The organism is Bradyrhizobium sp. Kon10, from assembly GCF_055807395.1.
The window spans coordinates 72,133-90,840 of sequence record NZ_JBVVOZ010000027.1; the positions used below are offsets into that span (position 1 = coordinate 72,133).

The 18,708-nt window shown below is 63.6% G+C and carries 17 protein-coding genes; 10 read left to right on the forward strand and 7 right to left on the reverse strand.

The window, feature by feature from the left end:
- Window positions 1-2 precede the first annotated feature (2 nt).
- Window positions 3-1,472 (forward strand): cytochrome P450, encoded by a 1,470-nt coding sequence (locus AC0L2O_RS28290; protein WP_473372033.1) that lies wholly within the window; start codon window positions 3-5, stop codon window positions 1,470-1,472.
- A gap of 59 nt (window positions 1,473-1,531) precedes the next feature.
- A complete protein-coding gene (atzF, locus tag AC0L2O_RS28295; RefSeq protein WP_473372034.1) occupies window positions 1,532-2,947 on the forward strand; it encodes an allophanate hydrolase in 1,416 nt (471 codons plus the stop codon).
- Here the strand turns inward: atzF and AC0L2O_RS28300 are convergent.
- Window positions 2,944-3,669, reverse strand: coding sequence for a Crp/Fnr family transcriptional regulator (locus tag AC0L2O_RS28300; RefSeq protein WP_473372035.1), 726 nt, complete (start codon window positions 3,667-3,669; stop codon window positions 2,944-2,946). The two genes, atzF and AC0L2O_RS28300, sit on opposite strands and share 4 nt — an antisense overlap.
- 228 nt (window positions 3,670-3,897) lie before the next feature.
- Between AC0L2O_RS28300 and AC0L2O_RS28305 the strand changes: the two genes are divergently transcribed.
- The gene (locus tag AC0L2O_RS28305) at window positions 3,898-4,407 is read left to right on the forward strand and encodes a lipocalin-like domain-containing protein (protein ID WP_473372036.1); all 510 of its coding nucleotides are present in this window, start codon (window positions 3,898-3,900) and stop codon (window positions 4,405-4,407) included.
- Window positions 4,408-4,527: 120 nt separating this feature from the next.
- On the opposite strand, the gene AC0L2O_RS28310 is transcribed toward AC0L2O_RS28305, so the two are convergent.
- The 4 genes from AC0L2O_RS28310 to AC0L2O_RS28325 all read right to left on the reverse strand — a co-directional run bounded on the left by AC0L2O_RS28310 (window position 4,528) and on the right by AC0L2O_RS28325 (window position 7,836).
- Window positions 4,528-5,394, reverse strand: coding sequence for an ABC transporter ATP-binding protein (locus tag AC0L2O_RS28310; RefSeq protein WP_473372037.1), 867 nt, complete (start codon window positions 5,392-5,394; stop codon window positions 4,528-4,530).
- Window positions 5,394-6,173 carry an ABC transporter permease gene (locus AC0L2O_RS28315; RefSeq protein ID WP_473372038.1) on the reverse strand — a complete coding sequence of 260 codons (780 nt, stop codon included), beginning with the start codon at window positions 6,171-6,173 and terminating at the stop codon, window positions 5,394-5,396. Before AC0L2O_RS28315 ends, AC0L2O_RS28310 begins: the two co-directional genes overlap by 1 nt.
- Window positions 6,170-7,165 (reverse strand): NrtA/SsuA/CpmA family ABC transporter substrate-binding protein, encoded by a 996-nt coding sequence (locus AC0L2O_RS28320; protein WP_473372039.1) that lies wholly within the window; start codon window positions 7,163-7,165, stop codon window positions 6,170-6,172. Before AC0L2O_RS28320 ends, AC0L2O_RS28315 begins: the two co-directional genes overlap by 4 nt.
- A 476-nt stretch (window positions 7,166-7,641) precedes the next feature.
- Window positions 7,642-7,836 carry a hypothetical protein gene (locus AC0L2O_RS28325; RefSeq protein WP_473372040.1) on the reverse strand — a complete coding sequence of 65 codons (195 nt, stop codon included), beginning with the start codon at window positions 7,834-7,836 and terminating at the stop codon, window positions 7,642-7,644.
- A gap of 749 nt (window positions 7,837-8,585) precedes the next feature.
- Between AC0L2O_RS28325 and AC0L2O_RS28330 the strand changes: the two genes are divergently transcribed.
- Together AC0L2O_RS28330 and AC0L2O_RS28335 are read left to right on the forward strand one after the other, a co-directional pair.
- Entirely contained in the window at window positions 8,586-9,794 is a 1,209-nt protein-coding gene (locus AC0L2O_RS28330) for a sensor histidine kinase (RefSeq protein ID WP_473372049.1), read from the forward strand.
- A 64-nt stretch (window positions 9,795-9,858) separates the two neighbouring features.
- On the forward strand, window positions 9,859-10,839 hold the full coding sequence (locus AC0L2O_RS28335; RefSeq protein WP_473372050.1) for a sensor histidine kinase: 981 nt from the start codon (window positions 9,859-9,861) through the stop codon (window positions 10,837-10,839).
- A 51-nt stretch (window positions 10,840-10,890) separates the two neighbouring features.
- Here the strand turns inward: AC0L2O_RS28335 and AC0L2O_RS28340 are convergent, their stop codons facing one another.
- Entirely contained in the window at window positions 10,891-11,550 is a 660-nt protein-coding gene (locus AC0L2O_RS28340; RefSeq protein WP_473372041.1) for a DedA family protein, read from the reverse strand.
- Between the two features lie 297 nt (window positions 11,551-11,847).
- On the opposite strand from AC0L2O_RS28340, the gene cobS reads away from it, so the two are divergent.
- The 5 genes from cobS (at window position 11,848) to AC0L2O_RS28365 (ending at window position 18,055) form a co-directional block, all read left to right on the forward strand.
- On the forward strand, window positions 11,848-12,846 hold the full coding sequence (gene cobS / locus AC0L2O_RS28345; protein ID WP_369719810.1) for a cobaltochelatase subunit CobS: 999 nt from the start codon (window positions 11,848-11,850) through the stop codon (window positions 12,844-12,846).
- Window positions 12,847-12,993: 147 nt separating this feature from the next.
- Window positions 12,994-14,898 (forward strand): cobaltochelatase subunit CobT, encoded by a 1,905-nt coding sequence (gene cobT, locus AC0L2O_RS28350; RefSeq protein WP_473372042.1) that lies wholly within the window; start codon window positions 12,994-12,996, stop codon window positions 14,896-14,898.
- The gene (locus AC0L2O_RS28355; RefSeq protein WP_473372043.1) at window positions 14,895-15,956 is read left to right on the forward strand and encodes an esterase-like activity of phytase family protein; all 1,062 of its coding nucleotides are present in this window, start codon (window positions 14,895-14,897) and stop codon (window positions 15,954-15,956) included. Before cobT ends, AC0L2O_RS28355 begins: the two co-directional genes overlap by 4 nt.
- A 301-nt stretch (window positions 15,957-16,257) precedes the next feature.
- Window positions 16,258-17,370, forward strand: coding sequence for an NADH:flavin oxidoreductase/NADH oxidase (locus AC0L2O_RS28360; RefSeq protein WP_473372044.1), 1,113 nt, complete (start codon window positions 16,258-16,260; stop codon window positions 17,368-17,370).
- A gap of 277 nt (window positions 17,371-17,647) precedes the next feature.
- Entirely contained in the window at window positions 17,648-18,055 is a 408-nt protein-coding gene (locus AC0L2O_RS28365) for a hypothetical protein (RefSeq protein WP_473372045.1), read from the forward strand.
- A gap of 204 nt (window positions 18,056-18,259) precedes the next feature.
- Here AC0L2O_RS28365 and AC0L2O_RS28370 read toward each other — a convergent pair whose 3' ends face one another.
- Window positions 18,260-18,505: a PilZ domain-containing protein gene (locus AC0L2O_RS28370; protein WP_409191047.1), complete on the reverse strand. Its 246-nt coding sequence runs from the start codon at window positions 18,503-18,505 to the stop codon at window positions 18,260-18,262.
- Window positions 18,506-18,708: the final 203 nt, after the last annotated feature.

Consider the following 18,708-nt stretch of genomic DNA (forward strand, 5'->3'; position numbering starts at 1 on the left):
GATTGCGCCAGGAACCGATTGCCACGTTTTCCGATTCCGCTACAGTTCAGGAATCTCTTTTCTTTTTTGGTCGCTCCATGTTGCAGCGCCCCGAATTGGACTATTGCCCGCCTGCACCGGATCCGCCGCCCGTCCGGCTGGGATTCGTCGAGCTGTTGATCAGATTGAAGCGAAACCCGCTCGAATGCTGGAGCGCGGATTTTTTCCACGAGCCCATATCGAAACTTCGCCTGCCATTCGCCGACGCTTTTCTGGTTCATGATCCCAAGGCCATCAAGCGCGTGCTGATGGACAACGCCAAGAACTATCGGAAAGATGCGATCCAGCGCCGCATCCTCGCGGCTGGTCTGTCCGATGGTTTGTTGAGCGTCGAAGGCGAGCGTTGGGAGCTGCAGCGGCGAATTCTCGCGCCCATTTTTGCGCGCCGGACCGTCAACTCTTTCGGCAAGGCCATGCTGTCGGCTGCCAACGGACTGGCCGCCCGATGGGCAGCGTTGGGGCCGGGCGCCACCGTCGACGTCGCCGCAGAGATGGCTCTGGTCACCTTGAATGTGCTCGCGCTCACGATCTTTTCTGACGGGATCGGTGGCGACCTCGACGAATTTCGGCAGGCCATGAATGCCTATTTCAGCGTGATCGGCCGCATCGGCGTGCTCGATCTGTTCGGCGTCCCCAAGTTCGTGCCACGCCCGGGCCATCGCCGCTTGCGTCGCACGATGGCTTACTTCGAAGGGGTGATCGACACCATCATACGCACAAGACAGCAAAGGCTTGCGGCCATTGCCACAAACGAGGGGCCGGACGATCTTTTGACGCTGCTGTTGCGTTCGCTGGATCCCTCGACCGGCCGGCAGCTCAGCCCCACCGAGGTTCGCTCGAACATCCTCACTTTTCTTTCGGCGGGACATGAGACGACGGCCAACACGCTCGCCTGGTCGATCTTCCTGCTGTCGCAGGCACCGGAATGGCGCTCGCGCGTCGCTGAGGAAGCTGAACGGGAATTGACCAATCCAGGGGATGACCTGGCCGACCGGCTGATCGTGACCAAGGCCGTCATCGAAGAAGCGCTTCGCCTCTACCCGCCGATCGCCGCACTCAGCCGTGCCGCGCTCGATGCCGACGTGCTGGGTGACATGGCGGTCAAGCCAGGATCGCTGATCGTGATCGCGCCCTATGTTCTCCATCGACATCGCCGGCTCTGGAGCCGCCCGGATGCATTCGATCCCTCACGATTTCTCCCGGAGGCCCGCAGCGCAATTCCGCGTTTTGCCTATTTGCCTTTCGGAGTGGGGCCGCGGACCTGTATCGGCTCGACTTTCGCCTTGCAGGAGGCTGCAATCGTCCTGGCCGTCCTGACCCGCGATTTCCAGATGCAGCTGCTGCCGCACGCCGAAGTCTGGCCGCTCCAGCGCATCACGCTGCGTCCCGCAAACGGGCTGCCGATGCGACTAATCCAAAACAAGGCCTTTTAGGGCCTCACATAACAGGTGAGCGCTTAATTGCTTTACCCGCGGTCGCTCCCTGCGGCACGTTGCAGCGCCTTGTCATTCCCCGGGAGCCGTTCGTGTCGCAAGCCGCCCTGCATAGCCGAAGCCCGGCCCCTCGCACATCCGCCGAACTCAGCTCGGCGATCGCAACGGCCTACGACCGCATCGAACGTGACAGGCGCCGCCATTGCTGGATTCATCTCAAGCCGATCGATCAGGCGCTGGCGGAGGTTGAGGCTCTCGCGCGGCGCGGCGCGCAAGGCGAAAACCTGCCGCTCCTCGGCGTTCCCTTCGGCGTGAAGGACAACATCGACGTGGCGGGCATGCCGACCACGGCGGCCTGTCCCTCATTCGCTCATGTTGCCGAGCGGTCGGCCCGCTGCGTCGAGCGGTTGATTGCCGCGGGCGCCATTTGTCTGGGCAAGACCAATCTGGATCAGTTCGCCACCGGGCTCTCCGGCGCCCGGTCGCCTTATGGCGTCTGCCCGAGCGTCGCCGACGAGCGCTATGTGTCGGGCGGATCGAGTTCGGGCTCGGCGGTTGCCGTGGCGGCCGGCCATGTTGCTTTCGCGCTTGGAACCGACACCGGCGGCTCCGGCCGGATACCGGCAGGTTTCAACGGCATCGTCGGCGTCAAGCCGACGGTCGGCCTGGTCTCGTCGCGCGGGCTGGTCCCGAACTGCCCGACGCTCGATTGTCCGTCGATCTTTTGCAATTCCGCCGCCGAGGGCAAACTGTTGCTGGAGCTCATCGCGGGCTTCGACGACGACGATCCATATAGCCGCAAGGCACTGGCTGCATCGTCCGTTTTTCCCGATCGATTCCGCTTCGGACGCATGTCCGCTTCACAGCTGAATTCATTCGGGATGCCCGAATGCGACGCGCTATACGAGCAGGCCTGCGAGCGGCTTGCGGGCTTGGGGGGCCAGGCCATCGAGATCGACTTCGCGCTGTTCGCCGAGGCCGGTGAAATGCTGTTTTCGGGGCCCTGGATCGCAGAACGCTATGCGTCGGTCAGCAAGCTCATCGACATCGATCGCGGTGAGTTGCTGGAGGTCACGCGCAAGGTTCTGCATTCCGCGGCGCAGTTCACGGGAGCAGATACATTCGCAGCCCAACACCGTCTGTTGAAGCTGCGGCGGCAGGTCGAGCTGCTCTTCAGTCAAATGGATGTCCTTATGGTGCCCACCGCACCGCGCCCCTATACCATTGCGGAGATGCTGGAGGACCCCGTCAACCTCAACAGCCGGCTGGGTCATTACTCCTATTTCGCCAATCTTCTGGACCTGTGCGCGGTGGCGCTGCCCAATACGACGCTTCCCACCGGCATGCCCATGGGCGTCACCCTGTTGGCGCCTGCATGGCACGACCACGCCCTTCTGGATTTCGCATCACGATGGCAGCCGGAGCAGGGCGGCGCTCGCTTCGATCTTAAAGTCTATTCGCGCGGCGCCGGCTAAACCAGTTCGAGATCGAGGGCGCGCAGGTTCAGGATGACGATCTGGCCCCTGTCGTAGCGAATGATGCCTCTCGCCTGCATGCGCGAAAGCTGTACCGTCACCCATTGCCGTGTCGCGCCGGTCAGGTTGGCGAGATCGCCATGGGTGAAGGGAATGCCGATCACGATGTCGCGGCCGTGCTGCGATCCGTAGATGTTCGACAGAAAGATCAGCAGACGCTGCAATCGCTCGGTCACTGACCGCGTGCCGAGCATTTGCGCCATCGCCGAGTAGCACCTCGCCTTGAAGGCCAGCGCGTCCAGCAGCGCCACCGCGATGGTCGCCGACTGAAGCGCAAGTTGGCGCAGCGCGGCGCCGGGCAGAAACAGCAGCCGGCTGTGCTCGACTGCAACCGAAGACCACATATGCGCGCCGGCTCCGAACAGGTCCGGCCCGCCGACGAAATTGCCGGCAAACCAGTAGGCTAGCGTCACCTCGCGCCCTGAGGGAGCTGCATAATAGCTGCGGATCCGGCCGGATTCGATCAGATAGATGCCGTTCTGCGTGTCGCCCTGGCGCCAGACATGCTTGCCGGTTTCCAGCACCTCCTTGCGGCCGATCGCGAGCACGCGGCGGCGGTCAGCCTCGCTGAGCGGATCGAGCAATCCCGGCAGCGATCTGACCAGAGTATCCGACTCGGCCAGCATGATCCCGGCCGTGGTCCTGAGAGTTGCCGCCGCCATCTGCCCGCTCCCTTGTCGTCGGAGCAGAACTATTCAAGAGCCATGCCAGCTCGCCCTGCGGCGAGGGCGCGTGGAGTGCCGCTTCTCGGGGTAAAGCAGACGTATGCAGACCAGTTCGGCATTTCGCCTTCTGACCCATTCAAGTGTGGTCGCAATTCTCATTTGCCGCGAGCGTGATAAGGTCCGGGATTGTCCGTGCTCGACCACTCTTCTCTTCGGGAGAGATAAATGAATTTGCGAGTGATTTTTACCACATGCATAATTGCAGCTTTTGGATCGTCCATGATGCCCTTCGATGCGCTCGGCCAGAAACAATCGTTGAAAGAGCAACTGGTTGGTACGTGGATGCTGCTCTCTTGGGAGCAGAAGAAAGCTGACGGTAGCAAAGTCGAGCGTTACGGGACGAGCCCGACAGGCATGGCGATCTTTGACGCGGGCGGGAGATACATCATAACGGTGATGCAATCAGATCGGTCCAAATACGCCAGTAACGCGCTATGGCAGGGTACCCCTGAAGAAAACAAAGAAACGGCGGACGGCACGATCACTTACTTCGGGACTTATTCGCTGCGAGAGGCAGAGAGCAGCATCGCAATACATGTCGAAGGCAGTTCCTTTCCAAACTGGAATGGCACGGACCAGAAGCGCTTTGTCACCATTGCCGGCGACCAGCTGACACTGACCGTTCGTCCACCGGGTGGAGACGTAGTGGACGTGGTTTGGAAGCGAGCGAACTGATCGGTTTGTCAGCTTGTGGCCCGCTAACCGGCCCGCCGAGGCGAACCGGCCATCTCCGGTTTCGAAGGCAAACGGACCTGCTTTCCTTCGCGCGTCTGATCGGATTTACGGGACACGCTCCTAGCTCACCGTTTCCATTTGCTCGAACGCCTTGCGGCCTTCGGTGCGGATCAGGTCGAGGCAGTCGCGCTTGAGGGCGAGATAGGCCGGATCGGTCAGGATGGCGCTGGAGCGCGGGCGCGGCAGGTTGACCGGAAGATCGCGCAGGATACGGCCGGGCCCGGCGCTCATGATCAGCACACGATCCGACAGCAGAATGGCTTCGTCGATATCGTGCGTGACAAAAACGATGGTGGCGTTGATGCGGTCGCGCAGTTCGAGAAGATTGTCCTGCATCACCGCCCGGGTCTGCGCGTCCAGAGCGCCGAACGGCTCGTCCATCAGCAGGACACGCGGCTGGTTTGCCAGCGCGCGTGCAATCGCGACCCGCTGCTGCATGCCGCCCGACAGCGTGTGGGGGTAGGCGGCCGCGAATTTTGTCAGTCCGATCATGTCGATGAGCTGGTCGGCGATCCGCAGCGCCTCCGCTTTCGGCTTGCCGAGCGCGCGGGGCCCGTGAGCGATATTCCGCCGCACCGATTTCCACGGGAATAGATGCGGCTGCTGGAACACCATCCCGATATCCGCTCTCGGCGCCAGCATCTGCTTGCCAGCCACCGTCACCTGGCCTTCGAACGGCCGTTCGAGACCCGCCATCGCGTTCAAGAGCGTGGACTTGCCGCAGCCCGAGGGACCAACTAGCGAGACGAATTCGCCTGACGCCACGGCCAGTGACACCCGGTCTACCGCAATCAACTGGCCGCGCGGCACGTCGAAGACGATGCTGACATCCTCGACGCGGATGATCGGCTGAGATGTTGCCGAGGAAGGTGAGGGCGGAGCATCCACCAATCGCAGCGGTGGGGGCGGACGAAGCGGGTTGTGCATCATCGCCACCATACGGCCCGTTCGGCAATCGCCGCGAAGGAACGATCGGCCACGAATGAGAGCAGTCCGAGCGCGGCAAGTCCTCCCATGACCTGTCCGGTCTGCATATTCTGTTGCGCGATCTCGATCCGGTAGACGATGCCGGAAAACGCGCCGGCAAGCTCAGCGGCGACGAGCGTGTAAAAGGAGATGCTCACGGCGGTGCGCAGACCGACGACAATGTAGGGGAGCGCGCCCAAAAGCACGACCTCGCCCAACATCTGCCGACGGGGCGTGCCGAGCATCAGCGCAGCACGAATAAGGCCGCGGTCGACCTTCTGCACGCCGATATGGGTCGCGAGCCACACGGTGAAGAACACACCCCAGACGACCAGAAACAGTTTGCCCGTCTCCGACAGCCCGAACCACAGGATCACGATCGGCACAAAGGCGATTGGCGGGATCGGGCGAAGAATGTGAAACAGCGGGGAGAGCAGGCTCGAGACCAGCCGGAACTGGCCGGTCAGGACGCCCAGCAGGATTCCTGCCGCGGCACCGATCAGGAATCCCGCCGTGACGCGAAACAGGCTCGCGGCAAGATCGCCGAAGAACTGGCCGCTATGGATCCAGTCCAGGACAGCAACAGCGACCGTCGAGGGCGGCGGAAACAGCACCGCATTGACGATCCGCAATCGTGCAATCAATTCCCAGACGCCGACGAAAGCCGGCACGGAGAGCACGCCGACAAGCACGCTCACGCGTCCGGCCGTATTGGAGCCGCTGCGTCCGCCGACGCTCATGGATTGGCCGACAATGTCACACGTGCGGCATCCAGCGCTTTCAGCGGCGCGGTCGCGATGATCTTGCTGAAGTCGGGCATGACCGCCCCCGGCGGATGATTGCCGGTTTCAAGCCGCCAGCCGGCGTGCGTCTTCAGTGTCTCGAGCAGCTTGTCGTCGAGGCGCACGTGAAAGACGTAGTCCGACCAGATCGGCGCCAGGTCGTCGCGCTTCATGCCGGATGCAGTGGCAACAATGTCGATTGCTTCATCCGGATGCGCCTTGACCCAGCCCTCGGCTTCAATGAGAGCCGCCAGGAACTTGCCGACGATGGCGGGATTGGCGTCGAGATAGGACCGCATCACGACAATGTTGAAGCTCTCCGAGTAGAGCCCTTTGGTGTCGAGCGGGACGGCAGCCTCGCCGAGAGCCTTCTTTGCATTCGCTACATGCGGCTCCCAGGTATCGAACGCATCCAGACTCCCCGCCGCCAGCGCCGGCAGCATCTCCTGGGGGCGAAGATTGACCAGCGTGACGTCCTTGGCGGTGAGCCCCGCCGCCTTCAACAGGACCGACGTGTAGACCTCGCTGCCGGTCCCGGCCGTGAAGCCGATGCGCTTGCCGCGCAAATCGGCTTTGGTCCTGATCGCGGCGGAGCCGGCCGTCATTGTCTTCAGATCCGAGTATTCCATGCCGGCCACGAAGGCGATCGGCTGCTGGGCCATTGCGGCCGCGGTGACCGGGGCTTCGGCGGTCGTTGCGATGTCCGCGCCTCCGCCCACCACCGTGTCGAGGCACTGCTTTCCGCTGGTGAAATTCGAAACGGAGATATCGAGCCCCTGCTTGGCAAAGAGGCCGTTGGTCTTGGCGACGATCGCGAGGCCCGAAATCGGCGCGAGATTCTGTGCAAGCCGCGCCTTCAGCATTTCTTCGGCGTTGGCGCCGGCATTCAGGCCCGCGGCATACGCTGAGATCGCAAACAAGCCGATGCGAAGAGCTGTTGTCGAGCGCATGCGACCACCCCCGGAAATGTTGGCGGCCGCAGCGGCCAGCCTGTGATCGGACAGGGTCATCCGAAGGCCAGGCGCCGTGAAGCAATTAATCGACAAGCGCGCCCGTTGACCGCTATTTGCGCATCGCCGATGCGCAGGGGACCGTAATGAGCAACAGACAGCTTCGTCCGCCCGTCGGTTGTGCTTAGTCAGCTCCGGCCACTCGGGCCGCGATCACCGATCCAGATGTGCTTGCCGATATGCTAGGGATGCGGCAGCCCGGCACATTCGTGCAGCGCCGACATCGGAGACTGGCAACGCAACGCCGCCGAGCGTTGAAACGATCGCTGGCGGCGCTGAATCTCTTCCCCGGAAGGATCTAACAAAATCCCGGATGCATATAGGTCGGGAGGGAAGCCGCAAAGGTTCACGCGGAGGAGGACGACGTCTCAGCCGAGGGTCCCGAGGCCGCCTTCCGAGGCCGCCCTGGTTCGTCCTTAGAGTGGCGCGCGCAAGCCCGGAGACGACAGCCATTCGTTGGTTTGCGCGGCGACATCAAGCTGCCGAAGCTTCTGCAAAAGCGCGTTGCGTTTCGGTCCGGGCGCGAGCAGGGCCATCGCCGCTTCGATGCGCTTGTGTTCAACCGCAAGGCGTTCGTACAGTGTTGGGGATTCATTGATAAGCCAGGTCATAGCCACTCCTTCCAAGCGTTGGGCGGGAGCATTACCGGACTCTCAGTCACCGATGTGAGCCATAAGGCAGCGCGGTGATGGCGGAACTAGGCGCTTATTGCGTTGCGATGTCCATTCAATTCGTTCCCTCTCGAATCTCTGCCAGCGGAGCTGAGTGGTGTCGGCGGACCTCGATCGAGCTTCAAGAGGAACGGCGGATGGCCAAAACAAATATAAGTTGTTAAAATGGAACAATTATTTGTTATAGTTGTTGTCAATTCGGTCCCCGAAAGTGGCGGGACCGAAGACAAAAAGTCAGCAGCCCAAAATGGTCAGATTAGTCTCGGCGATGGCGATGTTCTCGCTCCTCGGAGCTTTGGTTATCGCTCTACCGGGTTTCACCCCCGCGGTGCAATCGAGCGAGGTCGTCGCGATGGCGAAGGGTGACCGGCTTGAAGTCCGGGCCGCAGCCTCGGATTGCTCAACGCAGATCTGGCCCGATTTCTCCGCTCCTTGTTTGCAAGACAGGCGCTCGGGAGGCAAAATCGTGGAAGCTCGTCTTGTGACCGCCCGCCGATAGGCCGCAGTCCTCACATCCGTTCATCGAAGATGACGCGATGGGGAAATCTGTGAAGGTTTCTGGTTCTCGTGCCAAAGATTCAGCGCTCGTGGAGCGCGCCGTGCCGCTGAGTTGCCTTGCGAGTCCTCTTTGGCGTTCGCGGACATTTCCGGACCGATCCATCGCTCCCTTCGAAAGAGTGAGGCCATCCATGTCAGCAGATCCAGGTTCGGTGCCGAATGTGCTTGTCGTCGAGGACGAGATGGTCCTGCGCATGCGCGCGGTCGACATCGTGGAGGATGCCGGCTTTCATCCTGTCGAGGCCGTCAATGCCGACGAGGCAATAGCGATTCTGGAGTCCCGCTCGGATATCTCGCTGCTGTTCACGGACATCCAGATGCCTGGAAGCATCGACGGCCTGAAACTCGCCCACGCGGTGCACGAACGCTGGCCTTCGATCAAGATCATACTGGTTTCGGGTCAAGTGAAGCCATCCGACGCGGAAAGGCCGGAGAACAGCCGCTTCTTCGGCAAACCACTCGGCGTCGCGCAAATGATTGCCGAATTGCGGAACATGGTGGGTGCGGGGGCACTCAGGATCCTTCCGGGTCCAGCCGACTGGACGGCGAATGATGCGCTCCACGCCGCGGCAACGGCTGATTCGGCGTCCCGGCCCGCGCAGGATGCCGTCCTTTCCGCGGAGAACGACAGCCTTCGCCTGCTGCTCGAACAGGCCGGAATTGACGCGCAGGCGCTCCTTGTCCAGGCCGGCATCGACGCTGAGCAGCGACAGGCCGCAGACAAATTGCAGAAGCTGATTCTCGGCGAGCTGCATCATCGGGTCAAGAATACTCTGGCGATGGTCAGCGCGATTGCGTCCCAGAGCTTCCGCGCAGCTCCCAGTATCGAGCACGGACAAAAGGCGATGGAAGGCCGGCTCGCTGCATTGGGACGAGCCCACGACCTGCTGATGCAGGTCAGTTGGGCGGATGCGAGCCTGACTCACACGCTGAGCAGCGCGACGGAGCCCTACGACGGTCAGGGCGACAGACGCTTTCATTTCAACGGACCGGATATCAGGATCACCTCCGCAGCGGTCATCGCGCTTGCCATGACCTTCAACGAGCTGTGCACCAACACCACCAAATTCGGGGCGTTGTCGGTTCCCGCAGGCCGCGTCGAAATTGCTTGGACAATAGACGAGCCGAAGCAGCGACTCCGCCTCGTCTGGACGGAAAGAGGAGGTCCGGCGGTCGAGCCCCCGACGCGGCGAAGCTTCGGCACCCGAATGATGGAGTCGCTCGGCCAACAGCTCACCGGCCGGGTGCAACTCGCCTACCAACCGGGTGGATTCATCTATTCTCTGGATGTGCCGCTTGCCTCCGTCGCGGTGCCGCCCGAGGCACTCCTCCTACGCTAATGGCAACAGGCGCGATCGAGGGCGAATGGGGAAGCAAAGCGCGATGTCTGCCAGAGACGCAATGATGCCGGTATGGCACGAAAAGCACCTGCGGGCCGCAACGCGCGCGGCTGGCGTCGCATTGTGGTCCTGGAACGTTGATACCGACGCCATCACGATGGATGAGGCGGCTTATGACCTTTGGGAGGTTCCCAAGAGCGAACGGAAAATCACGTTCGAAATATTGTCCAGGAACATCCACCCCGCCGATCTCGAAAGGGTCAGGTCGGCATTTGCGGCGACGCGGGCAGTCGTGGGCGCTTATGAGATCGATTTTCGGATTCTATCCAACGGCGATGTTCGCTGGATCTCCGCTCGCGGCCAGGGCGACGACGCTGACATAGCGGATCGAGTTATGTTCGGCATCTTCCTTGATGTCACCCAGCGCAAGCAGGCTGAGGAAGCCAACGAATTGCTGGCGGGTGAGATGGGCCACCGCGTGAAAAACCTTCTGACCATTGCGACGGCTCTCACGCAAATTACCTCACGTTCGGCAGAAACAAAGGAAGACATGGTCCACGAGCTGACCAGTCGTCTGATCGCGTTGGAACGTGCCCAGGATCTCATTCGTCCAGTACCTGGTCGGAAGACTGGAGCCACCCTTCTGGGCGATCTCATTTCTGTCCTGCTTGCGCCGTATGACGAAAAGGGAGCCAGCGTTCGTATTCGCGTCTCGGTCCCCAAGATAAACGTGGGAGAGACTTCGAGCACCGCGCTGGCCTTGGTGATCCATGAACTGGCAACGAACTCGGCGAAATATGGTGCGCTGTCGATTTCGAGCGGCACCCTGGATGTCTCGTGCAACGCTCACGAGGACGAAGTGGCGGTGGTGTGGACCGAACGTGGCGGCCCCCCTGTCGTCCCTCCCACAAAGCTGGAAGGCTTTGGGAGCAAGATGGTGCACCGAAGTATGGCCTCTCAGCTCGGCGGCACGATTGCGTTTGACTGGTCAAAGGAGGGTGTGGTCGTCGCCCTGCGAATGAACAAACATCGCCTTGCGAACTGAATGGCGGTGACCGGAGCCGAGCTTCGCCGATAGAGGTCCCGTGCAGGGCCTCTAAGCCCGCGGCTTTGCTTCCGCGATGCCGCTGCCGTGCCGGCGCCGGATGGTCCACACCGCCAATCCGATGACGATGGCGACGCCGACCACGCTGAAGATCCAGATGTGCTTGCTGATATGCTCGTGGTGCGGCAGGCCGGCATATTGGTGCAGCGCCGACACCGCCAGCACGCCCGGCAGCACATGCGCGGGCGCCCACACCAAGATCGCCGGAATATTGATCGCGTAGAAACGCGCAGGCGGCATGTCGAGCGCGCCGGCCGTGACCGGGACAAAGGCGCGGATCGGCGGCACGAAGCGGGCGAAGAACACGGCCCAGGTGCCGAAGCGGTGGAAGAAGCTTTCGCTCTCCGCGACCACGCGCGGATAATTGGTCAGCGGCCAGGTGTTGAGGATCTCGCGTTGCCTCTTGTGGCCGATCCAATAGGCCGAGCCGTCACCCAGGACGGCACCGAGCGCCGCCGCCAGCAGCACCCATTGCAGCTTGAGCTCGCCGCCGGGAACGAGGGCACTCAGCGCCAGGATGATGGTCGAGCCCGGGACCACCGATCCCACCACCGGAACGGCTTCGAGGAGCGCTGCCAGGAACAGGGTCAGATAAGCCAGCCACGCATGGGCCGAAACGAACGAGATGAGGGGATCAAGGAATGACGTCACGTCGTCTCTGTGCTGGGCGGGGCCATTTGGGTTCAGACCCTACATAAGTAGTGGGGGGCGCCAAAAGTGCCATTCGCGTGGGCAGCGCCAGGCGTCCCGTATGATATTTCGGCATGATTCGCAGGGCAGCCTTCCCAAAATCGCGTTCCTTGCCTATCTAAATGAAAAGACAACGGAACTTTGATTGGGGCGCGGGCTTCTGCCCGCACGTTGTCTCTGATAGGTTCGCAGCCGCACCCAGCCGCAGCCAACGTGCAAATAACTGGTCTCGGGACCGCCCGGGGCCTCGGAGGATTGATGACGACCGCCGCCCTGTCCAAAGTTGAGGAAGTTTCCGGTCTGCCCGACATGAAGGTGTCGGTGCGCCAGGTCTTTGGGATCGATACCGATCTCGAAGTGCCGGCCTATTCCGAAGTCGATCCTCACGTCCCGGAAGTCGATGCCGACTACCGCTTCGACCGCGCCACCACGCTTGCCATTCTCGCCGGTTTCGCCAAGAACCGCCGCGTCATGGTGACCGGCTATCACGGCACCGGCAAATCCACCCATATCGAGCAGGTTGCGGCGCGCCTGAACTGGCCCTGCGTCCGCGTCAACCTCGACAGCCACATCAGCCGTATCGATCTCGTCGGCAAGGACTCGATCGTGGTCCGCGACGGCAAGCAGGTCACCGAATTCCGCGACGGCATCCTGCCTTGGGCGCTTCAGCACAACATCGCGCTGGTGTTCGACGAATACGACGCCGGCCGCCCCGACGTGATGTTCGTGATCCAGCGCGTGCTGGAAGTGTCCGGCCGCCTGACGCTGCTCGACCAGAACAAGGTCATCAAGCCGCACCCAGCGTTCCGCATGTTTTCGACCGCCAACACCGTTGGCCTCGGCGACACCTCGGGCCTCTATCACGGCACCCAGCAGATCAACCAGGGCCAGATGGACCGCTGGTCGATCGTCACGACGCTCAACTATCTCAGCCACGACGAGGAAGTGGAGATCGTGCTGGCCAAGGCCAAGCACTATCGCACCCAGGAGGGCCGCGACATCGTCAACAAGATGGTGCGGCTGGCCGATCTCTCGCGTAACGCCTTCGCCAATGGCGATCTGTCGACGGTGATGAGCCCGCGCACGGTGATCACCTGGGCGGAGAACGCCGACATCTTCGGCGATATCGGCTTCGCGTTCCGCGTCACCTTCCTCAACAAATGCGACGAGCTCGAGCGTCCGCTGGTCGCCGAGTTCTATCAGCGCTGCTTCAACGCGGAGCTGGCGGAATCGGCCGTCAACGTGGCGCTGAGCTGATCTCTCTCGCGGCATGTCGTCCCGGCGAAGGCCGGGACCCATACCGCGGGATGTCTCGATTGAATCGACGCGGGTCGTTTCTCCTGACGCAATGACTACCGGTGGTTATGGGTCCCGGCCTTCGCCGGGACGACGGGTAAAGGCGACATGAGCACCACCTCCAACTCCAAATTCCGCAACACCAAGGAAGCCCCGACCGAGCCGTTCAAGCGCTCGGTGGCGTCGTGCCTGAAGGCGATCGCGAAGACGCCCGAGCTCGAGGTCAGCTTCGCGGCCGAGCGGCCGGGCCTTGCGCCCGGCAAGGCGCGGCTGCCCGAGCCCGCGCGCAAGATGACCAAGCGCGATGCCGCCATCGTGCGCGGCCACGCCGATTCCATCGCGCTGAAGCTCGCCTGTCACGATCCGAAGCTGCATCGCAAGCTGATGCCCGGCAATCCGCAGGCGCGCGGCGTGTTTGAGGCGGTCGAGCAGGCCCGCGTCGAGGCGATCGGCGCGCGCCGCATGGCTGGCGTTGCGAAAAACCTCACCGCGATGCTCGACGATCACTTCCATCGCGGCAAGTTCGACGAGATCACCGACCGCGCCGATGCGCCGCTGGCCGACGCGCTGGCGATGCTGGTGCGCGAACGGCTGACCGGCATGGCGCCGCCGACGGCGGCCCGCAAGGTCGTCGATCTCTGGCGTCCCATCCTCGAAGACAAGATCGGCAAGCGGCTCGACCGGCTCGATGGCCTGGTCGAGGACCAGACCCGGTTCGGCGATGCGGTGCATGATCTGCTCTCGGCGCTCGAACTCGGCGACGAGCGCAACGCCGACAGCGAGGACAATGACGAGAACGACGAGAACCGCGACGGCGACAACGACCAGTCCGGCGCCGAGGGCTCGCCCGATTCCGATGCCGCCCAGGAGATGAGCGCCGACCAGGCGCAGGCCTCGAGCGAAGAGATGAGCGAGAGCGCGATGGAAAGCGCGCAGGCCTCGACCTCCGATACCTTCGACGACGGCGAGCTCGGCGACGACGAGACCCCGGGCGAGGCGACGCGTCCGAATTCGCACGGCAAGAACGAGCCGCGCGGGCCGGAATATCACGCCTTCGCGCCGAAATTCGACGAGGTGATCGCCGCCGAAGATCTCTGCGACCATGACGAGCTGGAGCGGCTGCGCGCCTATCTCGACAAGCAGCTCGCGCATCTGCAAGGCATCGTCGCGCGTCTCGCCAACCGGCTCCAACGCCGGCTGATGGCGCAGCAGAACCGCGCCTGGGAGTTCGACCTCGAAGAGGGCATTCTGGACCCTGCGCGGCTGTCGCGCGTGGTGACCGATCCCTATCACCCGCTGTCCTTCATGCACGAGAAGGAGGCGACGTTCCGCGACACCGTGGTGACGCTGCTGCTCGACAATTCCGGCTCGATGCGCGGGCGCCCGATCACGGTGGCGGCGACCTGCGCCGACATCCTGGCGCGCACGCTGGAGCGTTGCGGCGTCAAGGTCGAGATTCTGGGCTTCACGACGCGCGCCTGGAAGGGCGGGCAGTCGCGCGAGGCGTGGCTAGCCGCCGGCAAGCCGGCCAGTCCCGGCCGTCTCAACGATCTCCGCCACATCATCTACAAATCAGCCGACGCCCCGTGGCGCCGTGCGCGCAAGAATCTCGGGCTGATGATGCGCGAGGGCCTGCTCAAGGAGAACATCGACGGCGAGGCGTTGGACTGGGCGCACAAGCGCCTGCTCGGCCGGCCCGAGCAGCGCAAGATCCTGATGATGATCTCCGACGGTGCGCCGGTCGACGATTCCACGCTGTCGGTCAATCCCGGCAATTATCTCGAGCGGCATCTGCGCCACATCATCGAGGAGATCGAGACCCGCTCGCCGGTCGAGCTGATCGCGATCGGCATCGGCCATGACGTCACGCGCTATTATCGCCGCGCGGTGACGATCGTGGACGCGGAAGAACTCGGCGGCGCCATCACCGAGAAGCTCGCCGAACTCTTCAGCGAGACCAACACGGCGCCGAGCCAGCCGGCGAACCGCCCGCGACGCAAACTGCATTCGTGAGCACGCAACAATCCCGCCGCAGCTTTCTCGGCCATGCGGCGGCGGGATTTTCCACTCTCTTGACGCCTCGGTTGGCACAGGCGCAAACGGCGTCGAAGCCGGCGCTTGTCGAGCATGCCGTCACCGCGCCGGTCGGCATTGACGTCAACGCGCGGGCAATTCCGGATTTCGAACCGCGCGATCGTGCGCGGACGCGCTTCGGCTCGCTGCAATATCGCAGCGGTCTCGTGTTGACCTCGCCGCATCGCGGCTTCGGCGGCCTGTCCGGCTTCCGCTTCCTCGACAACAAGGGCGAGCGCTTCCTTGCGCTCTCCGACCAGGGCAGCTGGTTCACCGGCAGCATCCGCTATTCCGGCGCCAGGATGGTCGGGCTCGACGACGTCGAGGCCGCGCCGATGCTCAATGCCGAGGGGCGGCCGATCACCGAGAAGCGGCTCTGGTACGACACCGAGTCGCTCGCGCGCGACGGCGATGTGGTCTATGTCGGGCTCGAGCGCGTCAACCAGATCATGCGGTTCGATTTGTCGAAGGGCGGCATCCGCGCCCGCGGCGAGGTGCTGCCGACGCCGCCGGCTTTGCGCAAGCTCCCCTACAACAAGGGGCTCGAGGCGCTGGTGTTCGTCCCAAAAGGCCAGCCGCTCGCGGGCACGCTGATCGCGCTGTCGGAAGGCGGCTTCGATGCCGACGGCAATCTGATCGCCTTCTTGATCGGCGGGCCGTCGCCGGGCCAGTTCAGCATTCGCCGCACCGAGCAGCAGTTCATCAGTGACGCCGTGCTGCTGCCGTCCGGCGAGCTTCTGATCCTCGAACGCAAATTCTCCTGGTTCACCGGCATCAACATCCGCATCCGCTCGATCCCGCTGAGGGCAATCGCGCCCGGCGCGCTGGTCGACGGGCCCGTGCTGTTCAACGCCGATCTCGGCCACGAGGTCGACAACATGGAAGGCATCGACGCCCACGTCACGGCCGAGGGCGAGACCGTGCTGACAATGGTCTCGGACGACAATTTCTCCCTGCTCCAGCGCACCCTGCTGCTGCAGTTCACGCTAGTGGAGTGATCGTCGTCCCGGCGAAGGCCGGGACCCCCGCGCGAGCGCCCTTGCGCTCGTCGCGATACCCCAGGGAGACGTTTGGCGAAGATTTGTCGTTCGGGATCGGCACCATCCGCCATCGACAGACCTCGCGGTATGGGTCCTGGCTTTCGCCAGGACGACGGCGGAGTGTGTGGAGGCGCCTTGCGCCAAAGCCGCACCGCAATGCATCCCGCCGCGAGCCGCCATGCCGGCCGCGCGGCTGGCAATCGGCGCGTCGCTCACTACACTCCCTCCAACTCCCGCCCCCCCATCCGGAACTCCCCGCATGAGCGCCCTGTTTTCCCCGATCAAGCTGCGCGGCCTGACGCTGAAGAACCGTGTCGTGGTGTCGCCGATGTGCCAGTATTCGGCCGACGACGGCGTCGCCAATGACTGGCATTTCACCCACATCAACAATCTCGCGCTGTCGGGCGCGGCGATGTTCTGCATCGAGGCGACCCATGTCGAGGCGATCGGCCGCATCACGCCGGGCTGCCTCGGGCTCTACAGCGATGCCTGCGAGGCCGCGCTGAAGCAGATCCTCACCTCCGTGCGAAAACATTCCACCACCGCAATCGGGATGCAGCTCGCGCATGCCGGCCGCAAAGCGTCGAGCGCGCGGCCCTGGGACGGCGGGCAACAGATTCCGGTGAGTGAAGGCGGCTGGCAGGCGGTGGCGCCATCGGCGCTGCCGCACAAGGAGGGCGAGGCCGCGCCGCTCGCGCTCGATGCCGCCGGGCTGACGCGCGTCCGCGATGCCTTCGTCGACAGCGCGACGCGCGCAATGCGCATCGGCATCGAGGCCATCGAGCTGCATGGCGCGCATGGTTACCTGCTGCATCAGTTCCTCTCGCCGATCTCCAACAGGCGCACCGACGAATATGGCGGTTCGCTCGAAAACCGGATGCGCTTTCCGCTGGAAGTGTTCGACGCGGTGCGCGCCGTGGTCCCGCACGACAAGCCAGTCGGCATGCGGGTGTCGTCGACCGATTGGGTCGAGGGCGGCTGGGATCTGGCGCAGACCATCGCCTTCGCCAGGGCGCTCAAGGTGCGCGGCGTCGATTGGATCGATGCCTCCTCCGGCGGCGTCTCGCCGCTGCAGAAGATCGCGCTCGGCCCCGGCTACCAGGTGCAGTTCGCGGACGCCATCAAGCGCGAGACGGGATTGCCGACCATCGCCGTCGGCCTGATCACGGACGCCAGACAGGCCGAAGAGATCGTGGCGAGCGGCAAGGCCGACATGGTCGCGCTCGCCCGCGGCATGCTCTACGATCCCCGCTGGGGCTGGCACGCCGCCGCCGAACTCGGCGGCCAGGTCGAAGCCCCGCCGCAATACTGGCGCTCGCAGCCGTCGACGCAGAAGCAGCTGTTCGGCAGGACCACGTTCGGGGCGCGGTGAGGGTGAGAGTGCGGCGCGACATCCTCAGCTGTCGTCCTGGCGAAAGCCAGAACCCATACCGCGAGGTCTATCGAGGGTAGGCGGTGCGCGTTGACAACGTCACTGTGAGTCTTCGTCAAACCACTCCCTGTGGTTATGGGTCCCGGCCTTCGCCGGGACGACGGCTGAGAATGTAGCATGACCACGCCCCCCTCACGCATCCGTAACTCCCCTCAGCTTCCACCGGCGGCAAAACAGGCCTAACCTGTTGCGCATCACACGCCGCGGGAGGCCCGCCATGCGATTTCGTTTCAGGAAGGCTGCCCATGTGCTGGAGCGGATCGGCCTTGCGATGGCCGGCGCCGCGTGCGGGCTGTTCGTCGGCGCCCATGTTGGCTCCGCGATCCCGCAGCTCACCACGCAAGGCTTCCTGATGCTGATGATGCTGCTCGGCGTGGTCGGCTTCTATCTCGGCATCGACACGCCGCAGCTGCCGTTCGACGAGGCGCACAGCCGGATCGACACCGCGGAATTGCTCAGCTCCGCCGGCACCTTCCTCGCAACGATTGCCTCACTCGCCTCCGTCGCCGTTATCGTGCTGCGGCTCGAGCCGCACAGCGCGCTGACCTGGCTCGTGCTGCTGGCCTGGATCGCGGGAGTCGCCATGCAGATCATCGCCGGCGCGAAAGCCCGGATGCGGAAGTAGCCTGCTTACCCTCCCCTGAAGGGGGAGGGTCGATCGCGCGGAGCGCGAGCGGGGTGGGGTGATCTCTCCACTCGGGCACTGTTGGATGCGGAGAGACCGTCACCCCACCCCGTCTCACATTCCGCTACGCTTCATGTGAGCCGACCCACGAGCGAGCTACGCTCGTCTCGGACCCCTCCAGGGGAGGGTAAGCAATCGCGCCCGCTAAAACACCACGCCGATCCTGGTCCCGCGCTTCCACGCGATGCGGCAGCGCTTCTTGGTGTTGACGTGCAGCAGCTCGAAGCGGTCGGGGATCTTCACCTGGCCGCCGAGATCGACACAGGCGCCGCCGGCGGAATAGTCGATCAGCGTGCACGGGATCACCGGCGCGCGCGGGTCGGTGATGATCTTGGCCTGGCGGGACACCAGGCCGACGGGTTTGACCCTGGCATGTCGGCGCGGATGCATTGGCACTCTCCTCCAACTCCGCGGATAGCGGCGGTGAGTTCCCATCGTGCCGGAAAGATGATGCAATACGGCTAAGGTCGCGGTGAGAATTTTAATGAAAAGTGACGGTGAATGCGGAAAGCGGAGGTAGCGCGGTGGGGGCTTACCCTCCCCTGGAGGGGGAGGGTCGATCGCGCGGAGCGCGAGCGGGGTGGGGTGATCTC

Coding starts and splice junctions, on each gene's coding strand:
- AC0L2O_RS28360 (WP_473372044.1), top strand. CDS start 16,258: ATGAGCGCCCTGTTTTCCCCGATCAAGCTGCGCGGCCTGACGCTGAAG.
- AC0L2O_RS28325 (WP_473372040.1), bottom strand. CDS start 7,836: ATGACCTGGCTTATCAATGAATCCCCAACACTGTACGAACGCCTTGCG.
- AC0L2O_RS28300 (WP_473372035.1), bottom strand. CDS start 3,669: ATGGCGGCGGCAACTCTCAGGACCACGGCCGGGATCATGCTGGCCGAG.
- cobS (WP_369719810.1), top strand. CDS start 11,848: ATGACGACCGCCGCCCTGTCCAAAGTTGAGGAAGTTTCCGGTCTGCCC.
- AC0L2O_RS28310 (WP_473372037.1), bottom strand. CDS start 5,394: ATGCACAACCCGCTTCGTCCGCCCCCACCGCTGCGATTGGTGGATGCT.
- AC0L2O_RS28365 (WP_473372045.1), top strand. CDS start 17,648: ATGCGATTTCGTTTCAGGAAGGCTGCCCATGTGCTGGAGCGGATCGGC.
- AC0L2O_RS28305 (WP_473372036.1), top strand. CDS start 3,898: ATGAATTTGCGAGTGATTTTTACCACATGCATAATTGCAGCTTTTGGA.
- AC0L2O_RS28335 (WP_473372050.1), top strand. CDS start 9,859: ATGCCGGTATGGCACGAAAAGCACCTGCGGGCCGCAACGCGCGCGGCT.
- AC0L2O_RS28370 (WP_409191047.1), bottom strand. CDS start 18,505: ATGCATCCGCGCCGACATGCCAGGGTCAAACCCGTCGGCCTGGTGTCC.
- AC0L2O_RS28320 (WP_473372039.1), bottom strand. CDS start 7,165: ATGCGCTCGACAACAGCTCTTCGCATCGGCTTGTTTGCGATCTCAGCG.
- AC0L2O_RS28315 (WP_473372038.1), bottom strand. CDS start 6,173: ATGAGCGTCGGCGGACGCAGCGGCTCCAATACGGCCGGACGCGTGAGC.
- AC0L2O_RS28330 (WP_473372049.1), top strand. CDS start 8,586: ATGTCAGCAGATCCAGGTTCGGTGCCGAATGTGCTTGTCGTCGAGGAC.
- cobT (WP_473372042.1), top strand. CDS start 12,994: ATGAGCACCACCTCCAACTCCAAATTCCGCAACACCAAGGAAGCCCCG.